The organism is Pseudomonas sp. CFSAN084952, from assembly GCF_009648855.1.
GTDB lineage: Bacteria > Pseudomonadota > Gammaproteobacteria > Pseudomonadales > Pseudomonadaceae > Aquipseudomonas > Aquipseudomonas paracarnis.
Window position 1 is genome coordinate 3331830 of record NZ_CP045767.1, and the last position, 16699, is coordinate 3348528.

The 16699-nt window shown below is 59.4% G+C and carries 24 protein-coding genes; all 24 read right to left on the bottom strand.

Features of this window, described 5'->3' with window-relative positions; translation table 11 throughout:
• Positions 1–4 precede the first annotated feature (4 nt).
• The 24 genes from GH769_RS14805 to GH769_RS14920 all read right to left on the bottom strand — a co-directional run bounded on the left by GH769_RS14805 (position 5) and on the right by GH769_RS14920 (position 16599).
• Positions 5–343, bottom strand: coding sequence for a phage tail protein (locus GH769_RS14805; RefSeq protein ID WP_058409918.1), 339 nt, complete (start codon positions 341–343; stop codon positions 5–7).
• Positions 343–3384, bottom strand: coding sequence for a phage tail tape measure protein (locus GH769_RS14810; protein WP_153649799.1), 3042 nt, complete (start codon positions 3382–3384; stop codon positions 343–345). The genes GH769_RS14805 and GH769_RS14810 overlap by 1 nt, the downstream gene beginning before the upstream one ends.
• A gap of 27 nt (positions 3385–3411) precedes the next feature.
• The gene (locus tag GH769_RS14815; RefSeq protein WP_256346097.1) at positions 3412–3714 is read right to left on the bottom strand and encodes a DUF1799 domain-containing protein; all 303 of its coding nucleotides are present in this window, start codon (positions 3712–3714) and stop codon (positions 3412–3414) included.
• A gap of 17 nt (positions 3715–3731) precedes the next feature.
• Positions 3732–4112, bottom strand: a complete 381-nt coding sequence (locus tag GH769_RS14820; protein WP_153649801.1) for a phage tail assembly chaperone — start codon at positions 4110–4112, stop codon at positions 3732–3734.
• 2 nt (positions 4113–4114) lie between these two features.
• The gene (locus GH769_RS14825) at positions 4115–4786 is read right to left on the bottom strand and encodes a phage tail protein (protein WP_153649802.1); all 672 of its coding nucleotides are present in this window, start codon (positions 4784–4786) and stop codon (positions 4115–4117) included.
• A 68-nt stretch (positions 4787–4854) separates the two neighbouring features.
• On the bottom strand, positions 4855–5274 hold the full coding sequence (locus GH769_RS14830) for a phage tail terminator-like protein (RefSeq protein WP_153649803.1): 420 nt from the start codon (positions 5272–5274) through the stop codon (positions 4855–4857).
• Positions 5271–5915 (bottom strand): hypothetical protein, encoded by a 645-nt coding sequence (locus GH769_RS14835; protein ID WP_153649804.1) that lies wholly within the window; start codon positions 5913–5915, stop codon positions 5271–5273. Before GH769_RS14835 ends, GH769_RS14830 begins: the two co-directional genes overlap by 4 nt.
• A 1-nt stretch (position 5916) precedes the next feature.
• Positions 5917–6309 (bottom strand): hypothetical protein, encoded by a 393-nt coding sequence (locus GH769_RS14840; protein WP_153649805.1) that lies wholly within the window; start codon positions 6307–6309, stop codon positions 5917–5919.
• A 2-nt stretch (positions 6310–6311) separates the two neighbouring features.
• A complete protein-coding gene (locus tag GH769_RS14845) occupies positions 6312–6689 on the bottom strand; it encodes a hypothetical protein (RefSeq protein ID WP_153649806.1) in 378 nt (125 codons plus the stop codon).
• Between the two features lie 10 nt (positions 6690–6699).
• Positions 6700–7005: a HeH/LEM domain-containing protein gene (locus tag GH769_RS14850; protein WP_153649807.1), complete on the bottom strand. Its 306-nt coding sequence runs from the start codon at positions 7003–7005 to the stop codon at positions 6700–6702.
• Positions 7006–7061: 56 nt separating this feature from the next.
• Positions 7062–8039, bottom strand: a complete 978-nt coding sequence (locus GH769_RS14855) for a major capsid protein (RefSeq protein WP_153649808.1) — start codon at positions 8037–8039, stop codon at positions 7062–7064.
• Positions 8040–8042: 3 nt separating this feature from the next.
• On the bottom strand, positions 8043–8780 hold the full coding sequence (locus tag GH769_RS14860; RefSeq protein ID WP_153649809.1) for a hypothetical protein: 738 nt from the start codon (positions 8778–8780) through the stop codon (positions 8043–8045).
• Positions 8781–8889: 109 nt separating this feature from the next.
• Positions 8890–9528, bottom strand: coding sequence for a hypothetical protein (locus GH769_RS14865; protein WP_153649810.1), 639 nt, complete (start codon positions 9526–9528; stop codon positions 8890–8892).
• Positions 9529–9595: 67 nt separating this feature from the next.
• Positions 9596–10078 carry a DnaT-like ssDNA-binding protein gene (locus tag GH769_RS14870; RefSeq protein ID WP_153649811.1) on the bottom strand — a complete coding sequence of 161 codons (483 nt, stop codon included), beginning with the start codon at positions 10076–10078 and terminating at the stop codon, positions 9596–9598.
• A gap of 8 nt (positions 10079–10086) precedes the next feature.
• Entirely contained in the window at positions 10087–11199 is a 1113-nt protein-coding gene (locus GH769_RS14875; protein ID WP_372242384.1) for a minor capsid protein, read from the bottom strand.
• Positions 11117–12577, bottom strand: coding sequence for a DUF4055 domain-containing protein (locus GH769_RS14880; protein WP_153649812.1), 1461 nt, complete (start codon positions 12575–12577; stop codon positions 11117–11119). Before GH769_RS14880 ends, GH769_RS14875 begins: the two co-directional genes overlap by 83 nt.
• On the bottom strand, positions 12577–13914 hold the full coding sequence (locus GH769_RS14885; protein WP_153649813.1) for a hypothetical protein: 1338 nt from the start codon (positions 13912–13914) through the stop codon (positions 12577–12579). Before GH769_RS14885 ends, GH769_RS14880 begins: the two co-directional genes overlap by 1 nt.
• Entirely contained in the window at positions 13911–14426 is a 516-nt protein-coding gene (locus GH769_RS14890; RefSeq protein ID WP_256670060.1) for a DUF2280 domain-containing protein, read from the bottom strand. The genes GH769_RS14885 and GH769_RS14890 overlap by 4 nt, the downstream gene beginning before the upstream one ends.
• Before the next feature lie 32 nt (positions 14427–14458).
• The gene (locus tag GH769_RS14895; protein ID WP_153649814.1) at positions 14459–15082 is read right to left on the bottom strand and encodes a putative metallopeptidase; all 624 of its coding nucleotides are present in this window, start codon (positions 15080–15082) and stop codon (positions 14459–14461) included.
• A 9-nt stretch (positions 15083–15091) separates the two neighbouring features.
• On the bottom strand, positions 15092–15343 hold the full coding sequence (locus GH769_RS14900) for a hypothetical protein (RefSeq protein WP_153649815.1): 252 nt from the start codon (positions 15341–15343) through the stop codon (positions 15092–15094).
• Positions 15340–15531: a hypothetical protein gene (locus GH769_RS14905; RefSeq protein WP_153649816.1), complete on the bottom strand. Its 192-nt coding sequence runs from the start codon at positions 15529–15531 to the stop codon at positions 15340–15342. The genes GH769_RS14900 and GH769_RS14905 overlap by 4 nt, the downstream gene beginning before the upstream one ends.
• Positions 15532–15582: 51 nt before the next feature.
• A complete protein-coding gene (locus tag GH769_RS14910; RefSeq protein ID WP_256670061.1) occupies positions 15583–15954 on the bottom strand; it encodes a hypothetical protein in 372 nt (123 codons plus the stop codon).
• Positions 15929–16264 carry a hypothetical protein gene (locus GH769_RS14915; protein ID WP_153649818.1) on the bottom strand — a complete coding sequence of 112 codons (336 nt, stop codon included), beginning with the start codon at positions 16262–16264 and terminating at the stop codon, positions 15929–15931. The genes GH769_RS14910 and GH769_RS14915 overlap by 26 nt, the downstream gene beginning before the upstream one ends.
• The gene (locus tag GH769_RS14920; RefSeq protein WP_010211438.1) at positions 16261–16599 is read right to left on the bottom strand and encodes a hypothetical protein; all 339 of its coding nucleotides are present in this window, start codon (positions 16597–16599) and stop codon (positions 16261–16263) included. Before GH769_RS14920 ends, GH769_RS14915 begins: the two co-directional genes overlap by 4 nt.
• Between the last annotated feature and the right edge of the window lie 100 nt (positions 16600–16699).

Here is a 16699-nt window from a genome sequence, read left to right on the forward strand (position 1 = left end):
GGTCTCAGGGATGAAAGGTTTGTTCGAAGGTGACGGTGATGGCGTAGACCTGTCCCCCGCGATGCACTGGCTTGTAGCCGTTGCACTTGTAGAGGCCCAGCTCGCCCAGAGGCGGCTCCCATAGGAAACCCCGGGCCCCTTTGTGCCGATCCAGGAACGCCATGATGTCTTTAATGCGCGGCTTCAAGCCAGTGAAGGTCACCGGCCAGGATTGCGTCCGGTTGTTGATCCCATCCTCGACTGACTGCTCGTAACCGTCGCCGAACTTCTTGGAGCGGACGCGCTGGGCTATATCGCCCTCCGCGCCCTTCTCCGTCGCCCAGGTGAATCTTTCGATAGCCATCAGCGCCCCTTGATTGCTTTGTTGATGACGCCGCCCTGGCGCATATCCTTCGAGCGCAGTTCTTGATACTTCTGCTCTACAAAGGTCGCCAGCTCCTTGCCGAATAAGTCGTAGCCAGGCGCATCAGCGGTGGACGATGCGTTGCCGTCACCGTCGATGTGCACTTCAACGTTGATCTGCGTTGAACCAGATCCGCCTCCGCCCATCGCCATAACGCCCAGCTTGCCGCTCGATGTCCTGGTCAGAGGCATAATCGCCTCTTCTCCAGCCTCACCCATGACGCCGGTTTTGCCGTTGGCCATGCCGAACGCCGTAGGCTTGCTGACGATGGAGTTCGTGAATGCGCCGCCATCGGCGAACATCTGTACGCCGCCCGACCAGGCGCCGCCATTGGCCTGGGTCACGCCAGACCAGCCCGCCAATACATCAGGGCTGTACCCTGCCGCTGTCGAGCCTGCTGACGTGGTAGCCCCGCCGCCGAAGTACGATCCAGCGGCAGATATACCGAGCCCTACAAGTGAGCCGAGAAGCCCAGAAGCTGCTTGCCGAGTAGCAATGCGCGCCATGTCCGCCAGAATTGACTTGGTGAAGTCGGAAAACGACATCTTCCCGGTCATGGCGAAGTTGACGATTGAGTCCTCCATAGAGCTGAACGCATTGCCGAACAGGCTTTTGGTCTGCCCTGCGATGTTTTGTGCGGAATCCAGGTAGTTGGCCCAGGCCGAGGTAGCACCCTTCGTCCAGTCGCCCTGGGCTGCCTCCACATCCGCGTAGTTCTGCCGGATCTGGTCAGTGGCGGCCTTGTTCGCGTCGGCGAGCGCCTGCGACTTCCGTTTGAACTCTTCCTCCGACATGTTCCGCGACGGGTCCGACTTCTGGTTGGCCAGTTCCAGCGACTGCTGAGCAAACCGGTCTTGCTGGCTGTTCAATTCGCCACTAAGGGCGTTCTGGCGGTCACCCTGGCCAACGCCAAGTACGGCGCGCTGCCCGGCAAGCTCCAAGGCTCGCTGCTGCTGCCCAAGCGCCTGCACGTAGGTACTGATCGCGCGCTCTTGTTTGGCCAGGCGGCCCGTCTCATTGGTCGCCAGCACTTCAAGCTGGCTATCAGCGTCCTTCTGCGCCTTGACCATGCCTGCGCGTGCGTCGGCGATCTTCTGGTCCAGCTGGATGCTTTGCGCGGCCGAGGTGGTTTTCTTGCCCTTGGCGGACTCAAGCGCGCTGATTTCGGCTTCGTAGGCTGCCGTCACCTGGTCACGCTCATTGCCTATCAGTGCCTGGCGCCGCAGAAGGAAGTCAGCCTCAGATATCAGCCCGGCCTTTTGCGCCGCCTCCAGTTCCCTCTGGTAGTTTTTGTAGTCGGCGGCGATAGAGGCCAGATTGTTCTTCGCATCATTGAAGCCGGTCAGATCCACCTGAGCGCCAGCCGCTTTCGGGTCCTTGAACTGATCGTTGATATTCGCCAGGTTCTTGTCGATCGCTGCTTGGTTCAATCGCGGGTCGTTCGGCGCAACCTTTCGGATGTTTTCGAGTTGCCTCTTGTACTCCTTGATCGCCTCTGTGCGCTTTTGCTCATTTGTCCACGCAGACTTGGTCAAGGCGTCAATTTTCGTCATTGACGATACGGCATCACCCTGAGCCTTGGCCTGCTCACCCTCCCACTTGGCGATATCGGCCTGGGCCGCCTTCTCATCCTCCAGCATGTTCAGGCGATTTTGCCGAACTTCGATCATCTCTTTTTGGTTTTGGAAAAGACCGATATTGCCTTTCTGAGCATCGACCAGGTCACGGCGGGCCTGCTCTATGTCTGCACCAATGTCCGGTCGACCGATGTTCTTGAGGTTGTCAGCAGCGCGAGCAACAGCGTTGTATCCCTTCTCCCAGAAGCTCAAGTTCTCCAGAATTTTCGGCGTACGCTCGTTGATAGCGTCTGCGTAAGTCTCGGTCGCCAGCTTGACTGCGCCGGCGTGATTACCTTGTTGCTCCAGCGCTGCAATTTGCGAGTAAACCGAAGCGGTGAGGTAGTGATACTGCTCATTGAGCGCGGCAGATGCTTTTACCGGGTCGTCGGCCAGTTTGGTGAACTCGGACACCGTCTCGCTTACCGCCTTGCCGGTAGCTTCCTGCATCGACACGGCGGCTTGGGTGATCCCGGTGAAACTCTCGCCTGCGATCTTGCCGTTGTCGGCCAGCATCGCCAGCACTGCGGCTGCTTGGCCGGTGGTGCCCACGGTTGCGCTGACCTGCCGCGCCATGTCGCCCAGTTGGCCGGCGCTGACGCCAGCGTAGTTGCCCGTGAGGATGAGCGACTTGTTGTAACTGTCCTGCTCTTCGCTACCCTTGTGATAGGCGTAGGCCAAGCCGCCCACTGCGGCAGTGGCCAGGGCCAGCGGCGCAAGTATGGCAAGCAACCCAGCCGCACCGGCACCAGCACCGGCGCCCAATTGAGCAACGGCACGCACGCCGCTGCCCCAGTCGCCCGACGATAGCGCGTTACCAAGCTGAACAACGTTTTCCTGAGCCTGGCGGGTACCGAGGCGAAGCTTATCGAAACCAGTGGTGGTTTTTTCGAGCTTGGCGTAGTCCTTGTCGATCTTGCCCAGGGCGCTGTTGTACTGGTCCTGGCTGATCCGGCCCTCGTCGAGGTGCTTGCCGAGCTGTTCGACCTGTGTGTCCAGCTTTGCCAGCGCCGCGCGAGCCGGGTCAATCGCCCCCAGCAGGCTGTTCAACGCCTTCTGCTCATCCATGGCTGACTTGGCCAGGGCGATCTGCTGCTTATCGAGCTGAGCCGATATCTTCGCCGCTTCGGCCTCGCCATAGGCGCCGGTCTTTGTCAGCTTCGCGAGAGCATCACGTTGCTTCGCCAGGTCCTGTGTGGTTTTGGCGCTGGTGGATAGCGACTTCTCCAGGGTCTGCATTTCGTTCATCAGCGAAACGGCGGACTGCTCGGCACGGCCGCCGGCCTTCGCCATCTCATCCAGGCTCGTTTTAGCCTGGATTGCATCGGCCGAGTCGATCTTGACGCCGAGCTCTGCAATGTTCATCGACTCACCTTGAATAAGTGCCCGTGGTTACGGGCTGTTTTCCCTTTCCTCCGCCATAACGCGCAGGGCTTCGCCTTCCAGCACCTGAAGGTCAGGGAAGATTTCGGCGAGTTTCTTTTTCTTGATGCCGAGGAAGCCGGCCACGTCGCGGATGCTGCTGTAATCGAGACCGATCGCGCCGCCGGCGCCTGCCCGCCATTGGGTAGACATGCGATTGAACAGCAAGAAGGCTGGCCAAAGGCACGGCCAAATATCGAACTCTTCTTCCATGTCCTCTGCGTCCCAGCCGAATGCAGCGATCTGCTCGGCATCCGGCGGGGACTCATACAAGGCGCGGGCGGCGCGTATCAGTTTCCCGTGCGGGCCTTGGAATAAGCATCCTGATAGGCGTCTACGACTGCCTCGGTTGTGCCATGACAGGACGTCACCAACGCCTTGATGCTCTCGTCATCAAACTTATCGTCGAACTCCCAAGCCACAACCAAATCCTTGATTTGCTGAATCTGGTTTTCGGTGTCAACGGCAACGATTTCGGACACGGAGGGCTTTTCGCCGAACTTATCGAGGCCGTCCTTGCGCCGCTGGTTCCACTCATCGAACAACGCTGCAAGCTCAATACGGTTTCGGTATTTGAAGGTGAAGCCCACCTTCACCGGATCCTGGCCGACTACAGGGACCATCACGACCCCCAGAAACGTCGGTGATTGGGCAATCTTGAATTTCGCCATGATTAAGCTCCGCCGCCAGCAGCAACAGGCGCGCGATACGCAGTGATTTCCGCGTTGATGGTGAACCCGAAGGAGACAGCAGCGCCTTCGTTGCGCACCAGCGTCGGCGTCTTGTTGAAGGAGGCATAACCGGCGTAGTAGATCGTTTTGCCGTTGGGCAGCGACATACGCAGGATGCGTACTTCCTTCTCGCGGTCAGCCTTATCGAGCTCTTCGTACCAAGCCAGGCTGTCATCATCGGCCAGCTGAAAGGCGAAGGCCTGCGCATTCTTGGTGGTCGGGATCTGCTTGTCGCGGCGCGCTTCGAGCGGCGCATAAGTCCAATATTGCTGCTCGCCGCCAGACATGGAATTTCCGATCACCTGGTTGACCGCTACCCAACCGGTAACTTTCTTGGCAGTGCCGCCGCTGATGCCGTCCGGGAAGAAAGCAACATTGGAAGTGTCAATGCCTTCCAGGGTAAATGCGCCTGCGGCAGCGTTGGAGACCCGCACAGCGCGCTCGTTGATGTCCTCCCAGCCCGAGGTGACGAGCAGAATATCGCCATTGGCAAAGCCATTTGCGGCGCTGGTGGCGACACCGGGGTTCGCGTTGCTGATTGCGGTGATCAGCTTGGCAGCAGCGAACCCGCTGGAAATCGAAAGCGTTGCCCCGTTGGGGAAATAGACAGACATGGGTTTTCCTCTTTGCAGAAATGACAAAACCCGCTCAATGGCGGGTCAGGATTTGCCCAACGGGCGGGTTATGGCGTGGTGTCGGACCGGTAAGAGAACGACAGAGGTACCGTATAGGCTGAATCGCCAGTAATGCCTGGGCCGACATCCACGGGAGTCATCGGTGTGACAACGAAGCCATTCTTCACATCGCGAACGTACAGCGGGAATAGGGCGATGATCTCGGCAGCAATAGGGTTGGTCTTGCTCTTGCCGGTCCCCGCCGGCGCGATGATGCTGACTTGAAACACTCCTGTGTACAGCCGATGATCGCCGCCGAGCGTGTTGCTTGCGGTATCGCCAGGGATGGTGAAAGCTCGAAGGTAGGTTTCGCCCTCCTCCGGCGTGTAGGCCGTGTTCTCGAACACGATCTTCAGCTTCTCCGACCTGGCAGTGTTCCAGGCGATCAGCTTGGCCTCGTAGATCGAGGCGATGATTGCGTGACTCATACCTGGTTGTTCCTGATGGCCTCCAGCACGATCTGCTGGAAGCGAGCCACGGTTACCCTGACCATACCGCCGGGGGCCTGGGTGGAATGGCCGAACTCCAGCGGGATCGCATAGGGCAAGTTGTTGATGATGTAGGCCATCTGGCCGGCAGTGAAGTCGCTCATTGCGGCGACCAGCGCGGCAGTGGTTTCGGCGCCGCTCGGATCAACCTCGTCGAAAGTGACGCTCTCGACCACGCCGAGCGATATGTGCCAGTTCGCCCGGAACCGGCCGCCGACGTAGCCCTTTCCAGCCACCAAACCGTTCACATTGAAGTTCTGGTCGCGCTCAGTCTTTGTCAGGGGCTTGGCGTACTTCACGCCCTTTCGCAGTTTTCCGGCCTTGGTGAAGTTCGATTCGTTGAGGTTGATGATCGTATTGCGAACCGCGACCTTGAAGTCATAGTCGTCGGCCGCACGGGTGTTCGCCTCACGGTGAGCGACGTTTGCGGCCCAGATTTCCGGGTTACCCACGGGAGACATGCGGATCAGGCTGCTGCCGACCTCAATGATGATCTCGCGCACGCTGGCATCAATGGCTTCGCTGGTCTGGGCCGCGAACTCTGCCAGGCTCAGGGCGAATCTGCCGGATTGGGTCGCCATGTCATTTCCTCAGTTGCACTGTCCACGTTGCATCAGAAGGGTCCGCAGACACGTTCATCACCCGCAGTCCGTTGACGATATCGCCAATGGCTGGTGCAGCCGGTACCGCCGTCGGCACACCCTCATTCGACACGAACATCTCGTTTTGCAGCACCAGCAGCTTCTTGTCGGTGGTCTGGATGAGGGAGCTGTCGATTTCCTTGGACAGGTAGCTGCCCAGAACGCCGCGCCCCGAATACGTCACGGTGGTCTCCGGCGTTTCGCCGCCCAGTTCCGGGTCATACTCGCCCGCAACCTTGCGCACGCCTGCGACCGGCTTGACTGCGTCGGCCAACCCATCAGGATCGTCGAACGCTTCCGCCAGTTCTGCCTGGATCTCTTCGCGCATGCCCATAATCAGATCCTTTTCAGCGTCATCACGCCGGAGCGCTTGATCCACGGGACCAGCAGCGCTAGTGCGAAGTTGACGCCGGCCGATTGGTCGGTAGAGCCTGCCAGGTAGGTCTTGCTCACCGATGTGCCGGACTGGGCCGAGACCGTCTTGCTCTGCACTTCCTTCTGCGTTGCCGTGTACAGCTTGCCCGCCGCCGCCTCTTTGGCAACCTGGGCGCCGGCTGTTTTGATCTCGGTCGGAACCGGATCGGGAACAGCCCGCTTAATCTTGGCCGTGAGCCAGGCGTTGGCCATAGCCACAGCAAGGACCGGATCACCGGTGCCCGCCCAGCCAGGACCCAGCGAGGCGTCAACATCGGCAACGGTGATGAAGTCGGTCATGTGCTTGTCCTTATTCCGCTGGCACCAGGGCCTGCAGGTCTTCTTTCTTGGCGGACGGGTCGAAGGCAATGCCTTTCTCGGTCAGCCATTCTTTCAGCTCGGGGACCTTCATTTTCAGAGGGTCGGTTTCTTTGCTCTCTGGCTCCTTGCCGTCGGACACCTTGATACCGGCCGATTGGTAAGCGTCGAAGATGTCCGGGGCATCGCCATCGACCACCACCTCGGTAGCAGAGCCGATGACACCGAAGAATTCGCTCAGCAGGCGGTAGCACACGCCCCGCTCTTTGCCCGGTTTGTCCGTGTAGATCACTTTCATGAGTCACCTCAAAAGCTCCCCGGCGCCCATAAAGGCGCCAGGTTGTATGGGCCGGATTACGGCGTGGTGGTGCCGCTGATCACAGCGGCGAAGGGGACCTGCTTGCGGCTGAAGACACGCTGCCAGTTCGCGGCAGCGGCGTATTGGGTGGCGGTTGGGCTGAGGTTCTGAGCCTCGGAACCCTTCCAGCTGAAGCCAGCCGGCTGGAGGATGTAGGTCTTCCGCTCCCACAGCACTTCGGCACCACCACCGTTACCGGCGCCTGGCTTACGCTCCAGCTCTACCGGCACCTTCGGCGTGCCCTCGCCGTAGCCGAAAGCGCCTTGGCCGAAAAACACGGAAAGGTACTTGCCTGCGCCGTACACCAGAGCATCGTCCATGAACACTGGCTTGCCGAGGTAGGTGGCCAGGATGATCTTGCCGTCAGAGTCACGCAGGTACTCGATGAGGTCCTGCTTGACCATTTGGTTCATCACCACGGAGTGCACGCCGATCGCGCCGAACTGGTCAGCGGCATCGCCGGCGGTAAACGCAGCATCCTGAAAGGCGTTCGCGCTGATGGTCGCACCCGCGTCGATGACCATGTCACCGCCGTTGTTCGCGATGTTCGAGGCAATGATGCCGCGAGCCGCGCCCAAGGTGTAACGCTGCCACTGGCGGGTCCAGTAGGTGCCGAAGCGGTTGCGGATCTGCTGCTGAGGTTCGCTGTTCGCCAGTTCAGCGGTCAGGTCGGCAACGCCATAGCCTTTGTTGAGGTACAGGACACGGGCACGCATGCTGTCCTGGGTGACCTTGCCGACTTCGCCCTGGTCGTTCGGGTCGTCGTTGCTGATGTTCGGGGCTTCATCAGCGTTGAGATCCTGCCAGTAGCTGATCTCGGCGGTGCCCTGGCTGCCGGAGGCGATCGCGTCCAGCACGGGCGAGCGGGTCACAATGCCCGACTCGTATACAGCGGTCTTTTCTGGGCTGTTAACCGGCGCCAGGGAGGCGTAGTAGTCACCGACGAAGATGTCGGTCAGTTGGGTAGTTGCCATGGATTAGGCTCCTTTGGTGGCCTGGATTTTCTTGAAGAGCTCGGGGTTGTCACGGGCGATCGCAGCGCGCTCGGTTTCCGTGTACTCACCCCACTTTTTCGTGGCCTTGCCACCGTTGTCGCCGGTCTGCCCGGCCCCCTGAGCCCTTGGCCACAGGTGTGTTGCTGTTTCACGCAGCGATTCCGCCCATTCGAGCGGCGACAGCGGAGTTTTCCCGTCCTTCCCGTAAACGACCTCGCCGTCACGGTCGGTGGCAATTGCCTCACCGTCTTCACTTAGTTTGAAAGTGCCCCGGGCGCGCAAGATGATGTCCTCGGCAGCCTCGGGGAGTGCGCCGGCCTTGATGGCGGCAGCGCGGATGGAATCAGCCAGCACCTTGTCGCTGTACTTGGCGGCGAACTGCTCGGCCTTGTCGGCACGAGCCTTCGCGGCGGCCAGCTTAGTGTCGTAGTCGGTGCGCAGGCGCTCGGTACGGCGGGTAATGACCTCGTCCAGCTTGCCCTCGGCAATCAGCTTGGTCTCTTCGTCCTGGCCGACCTTGGTCAGCAGCCCCTTCACTGCTGCGATGTCCAGGCCTTCAAACTGGGATTTGAAACCCTCCAGTTCAGTTTTCGTGGTCCGGAGCGAGCCAAGCAGCTCGGTGTTTTTGTTCTTGAGGCCCAGGGTTGCTGCCTCAACGGCTGCAGCAATGGCGGTCTGAACTGCCGGGTCTTCAAGATCAATCTGGTTTTCGTCTGCCACTTGGTGCACCCCTTGGGTTTGGTCGGCCCGCTTTGCAGGCATAAAAAAACCCCGGCATGGCCGAGGTCTAAGTAATCGTTAAGGGGCGCTTTTTAATCAGCGCCCTGCGTTATCTCAATGATGTTTGGCTTCCATCTGGCGCAATGACCGTCCACTCGCCGGACTTGATAGACGCTTGAATCTCGGAAATTACCGGCTCACTCAGTTCGAACCCTCTACCGTAGTGAAAGCCCATTGATGTTTTGATTCTGAGCCCAAGACCACTCAGATCCCCTTTAAATTTGTTGGATACCGCTTGCGAAAAGGTCAAAACTTCCGCAGACCCGACCACATAAATCCTATGAGCCTGCCTGTGCTCCACAAAACCACTCAGCCCCTCTGTATGAGAAGACAGGAAAAAAGCAATATCCAAGCTTTCTTCGGGGTTTTTTATTCGCTCAATCCAAACCTGGAGCACTTGAGCTCGCGGCCGCCCCATACTTACAAGATCGAAGCCTATTAAGTGAGTTTGCCCCATTTGATTGACGGTGAAATTCTCAATATTTTCTTTGATTGTCGATCGAGTTGCGTAGAGCGCAGTAGCCGCCGCAACTGCTGTAAAGAAACCTGACACCCAATCACCGAGACTTCCCCATGCAGGGACAAATTTAATAGTCGATTGAGGATTAAGGTTGATACCCGCGGTGAGGCCAAGCAGCCCGCACAGCGCACACAGGGCGAAGACCACTCCGATTAGAATCCACTTCATAAAACGCTCCTATTGAGGGCGCTTTATAACAGGCATAACGATGCATCGCTACGTAAGGCGGGGGCTCTCAAACCACTGAAAGACCGCGCATGACCAGGTAGTCGGCGAATTGCGTCCTGCTCGGTGCGTATGGCGGCGGCCGCATGCGAAAGCCTGGTGTATCTCGGTTAAGCCGCATGCGCCGGCCATTGGGCTCAATGCAATGCGTTGGCTCCTCTACCTGGAAGCCCTGCTCGGCGGCATATAGCTCGACCGCCAGCCGCACCTGACCCCATTCAAGCTCAAAGGGTACAAGCGTCTCGGACAGCATCTGGTATTCGATCTTGCAGTCACGCCGGGGCCATGCCATTGCCTGGTGAGGATTGGCCTTGCGCCCCTTCCACTGGCGACTGTTGATGTCGGCCGCAGCGCGTAGCAGCAATTCGCCCCGCTCAGCCTCAGCTTCAGGTATCCGAAACCCGTAGTAGTCGCGGTAGAAGATCAGCTTCTCCAGCGGCACGAAGCTATTCGCGTCCGGCCTGCCCTTCCCGTCCTCAACGATGATCTGCATCGGCTATCTCAACCTGATGGAGCACCGAGTGTAACGCCTGCTCGGGTGAACATGTCAGGTTCGGCTTCCTTAAGCTGCGCCAGGGTCAGTGGCTTGAATGATTTGTCGAGCTGCAGCTTCGCGAACTTCTCCGGCGTCAGCCCTCCATCGCGGAACAACTTGCCCCGGACCGGCCCGAGGGCATGATCCTGGAAGCTCGCCGGTTGCGTTGCCAGCCACTCGTAATAATTCAGGCCAGCGTCGACCTGGGCCCCGCCGTTATCGCCCACCGAGGCGCGCGTGGCGTCCTTCGCGAACATCTCCGAAAGCCTGGTGGTCGGCACCGTAGTTGATCGGCAGTTGATGTGCGCCGGCGGCAGCGGGCCTTTGCCCAGGTCGAAGCGCATCCCATCCAGGCCCTTGCACTGCTGCGAGGTCTTGCGATCGAGCGTCGACACCCAGCGGTAGCCCAGCACCACATCACTGTTCGCCTTCAGTGTCTCCATTCGTGCCGTGGTGGCCACATGCTGAATTGCCGTCTGCACCACGGCCGCAGCATTGCGGTTACTCACCGCCAAGACGCCGTCCGTGAAGTTCTGCGCTGCAGTCCCGCGAATCGCCTGGATGATCTGGGCATTGGTCTGGCCCTGGCCGAAGCCGAGCCGGATAGTGTTCGTGACGCGCATCGTCTCGGTTCGCGTCCAGCTGCTGACGAAGCTCTTCAACAGCTTTCCGCCATCGATGCCCTTCACTTGCAGCGGATAGGAGAACACCGCCGCGCGGATCACCGTGTTGGTCGGGACCACCGCATCGATAGAGAGTGCGTTGCTCAGGCTTTTAGCCTCGAAGGTTGACTCGTACAGCGCGATATCAACCAGGTCGGCCTGCACCAGGTCGCCGTAGGCCTTGTAGATATCCAGCAACTTGCCGTCCACCCGGGCCAGGAACTGCTCAAGGCGGTCCCGGCTGTAGGTGGTCAGTTCCTTGCGGGTGAGTTGATCCCGCACCAGCTTGTCGATCTGGCGCAGGTACTTCTCGAACTTCTTGACCTCGCCGGCCTTAAGTCGCTCCAGCATTACCGAATGGCGGGTCGTCTGCTCCAGCAGTTGGCTGTCCGCCTGCACCAGGTTTGTCGATGGCATCGTCTTTGTCCAAGTTGATGCCGGCCGACTCGCGCTCATCGCTGATCAGGTCGGCCTCTTCGTCATATGGGCGGTCCGGCAGTTTGCCAGTGGTGAGGTACTGCCAGTAGGTGTCGGCGCTGATCGTGCCGGCCATCACACCCTTGAGCAGCTCGGCGAGCACCTGGGCGTCGACCACCGGAGTCACGAACTCAGGGTTCACCTTGAACTTGACCTGTTTAGGGTCGTAGCCCTTCCACTCGGCGGCGTAGCGCAGCCCCTGCTCCACCGCCTCGGCCACTGTGATGACGATGCTGTGCAGCGTGGCGTGCTGGTCGTTCTGGCGGGTCTTCCGAGCCTCGCCCGACTCGGTACCGCCCACGTCCATGACCTTAGCGCCAGCCTCAAGCGCGGCGTTCTTCTGGTCATCCATGGCCTTGCGGTTGGCTTCAATACCAGTGCCCTTGAACTCCAGGTAGTCAGCTTTGCCGTTCGGGCCAAGGTCCCATGCTGCCGAAGGGCCAGTCACACTCAGCTCTACAGCCTCATCCAGACCAGAAACCCACGGTTGCGGGTGGCTGGTCTGATGCAGAGAGCTGAAGTAGTCAGCGCTGATCTGGTAGGACTTCAATGCGGCACGTGCCATGGTGAGCAGTGGCACCTCGTCTACGTCCGGTGAATTGTCAGTCGAGCCGCAGTAGATGACGGGCAAATAGGCCAAGCCTTTGACGAGACGGTTGTCGGTACCGGTGGTGCCCAGCGGGCGTTCGTCGTCGATCAGCTCGCCAGCCTCGTTGCGCACGGCCGTGTAGCAGACCTCGCCCAACATGAAGAACTCACGGAAAACGGTGTCGCAGTCATGGCTGTAGCGATCGCCGCCCTTCTTGCGGAACTCGCGGAACACAGAAAGCACCAGGTCCTGCCGGCCGCCTTGATCAGCGGTGTCCCAATTAATCGCGTTGCGCGTGGCGTACGTCGAGAAATACGGCTCGCCACTATCATCGATGTTCACCACCAGCGGCACCCGGCCATGGGAAATGGCCTGGCGCACTAGGCGGAAGAACAACTGCCTCAGGCCGAAGCCGTCGGCTGTGGCATTGTCCTCCAGCCCTTTCAGCCCGGCAGGCAGCTCAATCTCCGGGATAAGCCGCGAGACCAGGCCCATCATCGACCGCAGCGAGTCGCGCACCCAATGCTCGTACTGAGCCCGGTTCGTGTAGTTCTCGTAGAGGTATTTGTTGCCGGTGGCGTCGATCTTCTCGGCCTCGACCATGCCACTCGGCTTGGGCAGGTTGCGCTCGTTGCGCTTTACGGCGCACTCACCCTCGAGCGCGTCGTCCATCATCTCCCACTCAGCGATATGCGCGTCGTAGTCGGGGTTTGTCGATTGCACTGGCATCAGGCCAAGCCTCCAATTCGGCGTGTTCCGCCTGTGCGTTTGATGCACGGCCACTCAACGTCGATGCAATAGCCAATCGCCGTGGTGATGTGCTGGTAGTCGTTTTTCTGGTCTTCCTGGAAGGTCGAACCCATTTGAAGCTGAACCGTACTCAAGCCCTTGTGGCACCAGGGCGCGGTAACCGGGTTGATGAACAGGCTTGTTTCGCCTGACGCGGTCAGGATCTTCGCCCGTACGGCGTTCTGCCGGTCCTTGATGGATGGGTGCGCCGGCTTGACCTTGCGGGTGTACGTCCAGCCATTGGCCTTCAGCACGCCCTCAATGTCGGTGTAGTCAGACGCGTGGCCGTGCTTCTCGCCCGCCTTGCCCGCCGGGTCGCCGTAGATCAGGACGTGTTTGTTTTTGTGATCCTTGAACTTGTCCACGAACTCGGCGGCTGATTGCTTCGATACCGCGCTGATCAGCACAATTTCATCCAATAGGTAAAGGTCCTTGCCGTCGTTTCGCCGGACACCGATCGCAGATGACAGAGGCGTGAAGTTCTGGTCGTGCATCCACATCAGCTGCTCATGCGGCTCAATGGCCGCATCCGTGGTGTTCGCCTTGCTGTAGTCCTCGTAGATCCGGCCAGACGCCGTTTCAAACGAGGCCTCAAATTCCTGCTTGAACTGCTTGGCCGACATGGCCCGCTTCATTGCGTCCATTACGTCAGCAGGAAGAATCTCGGCCGACTTCCAATGGAACACCCGGAAGTTCGGGTCATTGCCCGACTCCGCCTGCATGCACAGGTCGTAATAGTGGTTCAGGCCGTCCGGTACGCCGAGCAGCCAGCACCAGGCCCGGTAATCCGGCATGGTTGGGTTGACGGTGTTCAGCGCCGGAAGAATGTTTGCCTCCCAGGCGTCCGGCTTGATGTCGGCGAATTCGTCGATGCCGCCACCAGTCCAAGGAATACCCTCAATCCGTTGCGGCTTGTCCAGGCCGATGACGTGAATCTCGCTACCATTGTCCAGGTAGATGATCAGGTCCGACTCGGACGGACGGCGACTGTGCATGCAGCACAGAGTGAAGGCCTTGAGGTCATCCCAGAAGATCTTCTTGGCCTGGGCGTGTGTCGGCGCTGCGGCAAAGTACATACCGGTGTAGGCCGATGCCTGCTTCACCACGAAACGCTTGAACCGCTCTGTCTTGCCGCTACGCCGGCCTGCGGGCACCAGAGGGAAGCGAATCCCTTCCGACACTGCCGCGACCAGGGCGAGTTGCACTGGGTGATCCTTCAGCGGGTACCAGCGGGACAGCTGGCGATCAAGCATCAGGTTGCCAGTGTTCGCGATCATGACGGCAGCCTCGCGATCAAATCGGCCAGCAGCTGGGCATTGGAGTTGCCACCGCCCTTCTCTATCAGCTTGAGCTCGGCCTTGCGCTTCTCGATCTCAAGCCGTTTGATTTCTTCATCCAGTGTCTTGTCGGGTTCAACGCGTCGATTGACGTAGACGTCTCCCGTCTCCTTAGCGGCCTGCTCCAATAGCTGTGCCGTTAACGCCATATTCTTTGAGTTCTCGGCCTTCTCAGCCATACGCCCAAGTGTTCGCAGCCGATGGGCTCGATTGGCTATAGGAATCTCTGCTGTTTCTTCACGGAACCGCTTGCGAGTATCTTCAAACAGGATTCGCCACTTGGCTGCCAGATTGGCTCCGGCGCGCTTTGTTGGGTCGTGCTGCTCCACCTGCTGGCGGGTCACATCAATGTCGAATTCTTGCTTAACGTTTTGTGAGACGAGCGTAGGGGTGTCGAAACACGCCAAAGCCTGAACGATGAAGGCTTTCACATCGTTTTTCAGGGCTGCCATAGATTGGGTTCCGTCTCATGCCTGTCTCACATTCAGGCCAGCTTGAGCAGACAGGTTCCGCAGGCCCTCGCAATGTTCAATTTCCCCACCTCAGCAGGACTGTTTGCAGCATCCACCAGGGCCTGCACTTCTCGGCTGGCGCCATAGCGGCGGACCACACCGACGAACTCTTCGACGTCATGGCCTTGAAGCTTCAGCTTTGGGGAGCCGTCTTGGGTGAAGGCCGGTTGACCGTACTTATCGGTCGCCTGGGCGATGTGATAGAGCTCGTGTTCCAGAAGCGCGCAGAACTCTTCGTCGCTGCACTGGGCGCAGTAGTCAGCAGCCAAGGTGATGATGAAGGCCGGCACATCGCCGAACCAATCACGCATCTGTTGCTCCATCCGGGCTTTCTGCCAGCCACCGGCGCGGAACGCTACCTGTTCAGCCTGGCCCAGCACGGTGCGACCCTGCTTCTCGAAGCTGGAAGACGCCCACATGACCCGGATGTCTGCATCAAGTAGGTGGGCATGGTCTTCGTTGTGAATGCTGCCGGTGTCGGCGAAGATCTCGGCTTGGAGCCATTCCCATACTTCAGGGGCTGGGGTTAGGCGGATGCCGAAGTCGGAAAGGTCGGACAAATCAAGTAATGACGCTGGGGGCATTGGCCTATCCATTGGTCGTCCTCAGTCGCCGGCGTCCAGCAGCACATCAATCAGCTTCTGCTCACCCAGGCGCATCGCACCCAGGCATTGCAGGTCGTCGCACTTGGGGCCAAGGCCGAACACGGTCACCTCTCCCTTCGCGCCGATCAGCGTCAAGGCGCCTACCGTGCACTCGGGATGCTCACCAGCGTCGAGGTCATCGGCAATCTTGCGCAGGGTCTTGGCAGCATCACGCCAGTCCTCCCTCTTGAACTCCAGAACCTTGACGGTCATACGATCACCATTTGGTGTGTCTGCGCATGCGCGTGACCATGTAGCAATCCAACGATCAAGCCCTGGGGCAGCCCGGCTTCCTTGGCGGCGTCCACGGCATCAGCAATAGCCTTGTCGAGAGCGACTACCGCAGCGCTGATGTCTTGCCCCAACGGAAGCGCGTGGCGCAGGCGGGTGACGTTGCTCATCTGCAAAAAACCTCGCGCCACGATTTGGCGCATTCGAAAACGTGGCGCGGATTACGGTGCAAGCCGCAGTTGTTGGTCGAACAGCTCCCGGATATCTACGAGCCTGCCAATCACAAGCGGCTCACCCTTTAAATGGATCAGGTGGGCCAGCTGGTGAACGATCCCGTCATCCGAAAGCACCTGGCTGGTCGGCAGCTCCTTGAACCAGCACACGAACACGGCGAAGTGCAGAGCCCCTGGTAATTCCTTCAAGAAGCGCTTGTCAGTCATCTGGACGTATCGGGCATGCTCTTCGCGGAGGTCTTGGTAGCTGGCTGAGTAGGTATGGTCACCGAGGACGTAATCCATTCGGGCCACCCTCAATAGATTGGCGCCGGCAGTACCGGGCGCCTTTGGTTTAATCGGTTTTGCGCGTTCGCTCATCAGCACACGTCATGCAGTGCTCGCAGTTAAGCGTCTTGCACAACCAGGCCTTGACCGCCTGCCAGTAGGTGACCATGAAGATGTGGCGGGCACCGGCCATGGCCAGGGCGACATGCAGCGTCAGGCCAGCAGTGGTCGGGCCGAAGAAGATGTTCTGGCTGCGTACCGACACGACGAAACCCGTGATGGCGATCGTGGTGTAGATCAGCTTCCCAAGGATGCCATCCCTCACCTTCCCGCTCAATACGCACCAGGTTGCCCAGAAGGCGATCAGGCCGCAGGCGATGGAGTTGATCAGTTCGAGATTCATGGTGGATTGCCTCCCCCGAACCGCTGGCGAATAAGCGCCCAGAGGTCAGCGGCTTTGATGGCTCGGTTGATTGCTGCCAGGAGCGAGCCGCCGAAGGTGCCCAGGAGGAAACCAATCCCGGCGACGATCTTCGGCTCAGTGACATTCAGGTAGGCGCTGACCATGCTCGTCAGGTAAAGCGAGCAGGCCACCCCAGTGATCAAGAACACCATCCAGGCTCGCCAGTCGGACAAGTCGTCCTTGTGCCACCAGCTCGCAACAACAGCCCCAATCAGGCCCGCAATCAACAATTCGAACCTGTCGATCTTGTCGAGCAGGCGCTGTAGATACTCCATGCGCTCGACTCCGTGGGGCATGTTTGGGAATTGAATCGGGTTACACAGCACTCCCAGCTCGGAGCAATGGGTGTGGTGGAGCCGAAAACTAAAAAGCCTC

Bases quoted from the DNA above. Each gene is read 5' to 3' on its own strand.
- GH769_RS14900 (WP_153649815.1), bottom strand. From the start codon at position 15,343: ATGACCGTCAAGGTTCTGGAGTTCAAGAGGGAGGACTGGCGTGATGCT.
- GH769_RS14850 (WP_153649807.1), bottom strand. From the start codon at position 7,005: ATGAAAGTGATCTACACGGACAAACCGGGCAAAGAGCGGGGCGTGTGC.
- GH769_RS14830 (WP_153649803.1), bottom strand. From the start codon at position 5,274: ATGAGTCACGCAATCATCGCCTCGATCTACGAGGCCAAGCTGATCGCC.
- GH769_RS14915 (WP_153649818.1), bottom strand. From the start codon at position 16,264: ATGAATCTCGAACTGATCAACTCCATCGCCTGCGGCCTGATCGCCTTC.
- GH769_RS14920 (WP_010211438.1), bottom strand. From the start codon at position 16,599: ATGGAGTATCTACAGCGCCTGCTCGACAAGATCGACAGGTTCGAATTG.
- GH769_RS14825 (WP_153649802.1), bottom strand. From the start codon at position 4,786: ATGTCTGTCTATTTCCCCAACGGGGCAACGCTTTCGATTTCCAGCGGG.
- GH769_RS14820 (WP_153649801.1), bottom strand. From the start codon at position 4,112: ATGGCGAAATTCAAGATTGCCCAATCACCGACGTTTCTGGGGGTCGTG.
- GH769_RS14880 (WP_153649812.1), bottom strand. From the start codon at position 12,577: ATGCCAGTGCAATCGACAAACCCCGACTACGACGCGCATATCGCTGAG.
- GH769_RS14910 (WP_256670061.1), bottom strand. From the start codon at position 15,954: ATGAGCGAACGCGCAAAACCGATTAAACCAAAGGCGCCCGGTACTGCC.
- GH769_RS14855 (WP_153649808.1), bottom strand. From the start codon at position 8,039: ATGGCAACTACCCAACTGACCGACATCTTCGTCGGTGACTACTACGCC.
- GH769_RS14905 (WP_153649816.1), bottom strand. From the start codon at position 15,531: ATGAGCAACGTCACCCGCCTGCGCCACGCGCTTCCGTTGGGGCAAGAC.
- GH769_RS14805 (WP_058409918.1), bottom strand. From the start codon at position 343: ATGGCTATCGAAAGATTCACCTGGGCGACGGAGAAGGGCGCGGAGGGC.
- GH769_RS14835 (WP_153649804.1), bottom strand. From the start codon at position 5,915: ATGGCGACCCAATCCGGCAGATTCGCCCTGAGCCTGGCAGAGTTCGCG.
- GH769_RS14885 (WP_153649813.1), bottom strand. From the start codon at position 13,914: ATGATCGCGAACACTGGCAACCTGATGCTTGATCGCCAGCTGTCCCGC.
- GH769_RS14890 (WP_256670060.1), bottom strand. From the start codon at position 14,426: ATGGCAGCCCTGAAAAACGATGTGAAAGCCTTCATCGTTCAGGCTTTG.
- GH769_RS14895 (WP_153649814.1), bottom strand. From the start codon at position 15,082: ATGGATAGGCCAATGCCCCCAGCGTCATTACTTGATTTGTCCGACCTT.
- GH769_RS14870 (WP_153649811.1), bottom strand. From the start codon at position 10,078: ATGCAGATCATCGTTGAGGACGGGAAGGGCAGGCCGGACGCGAATAGC.
- GH769_RS14840 (WP_153649805.1), bottom strand. From the start codon at position 6,309: ATGGGCATGCGCGAAGAGATCCAGGCAGAACTGGCGGAAGCGTTCGAC.
- GH769_RS14845 (WP_153649806.1), bottom strand. From the start codon at position 6,689: ATGACCGACTTCATCACCGTTGCCGATGTTGACGCCTCGCTGGGTCCT.
- GH769_RS14865 (WP_153649810.1), bottom strand. From the start codon at position 9,528: ATGAAGTGGATTCTAATCGGAGTGGTCTTCGCCCTGTGTGCGCTGTGC.
- GH769_RS14810 (WP_153649799.1), bottom strand. From the start codon at position 3,384: ATGAACATTGCAGAGCTCGGCGTCAAGATCGACTCGGCCGATGCAATC.
- GH769_RS14875 (WP_372242384.1), bottom strand. From the start codon at position 11,199: ATGCCATCGACAAACCTGGTGCAGGCGGACAGCCAACTGCTGGAGCAG.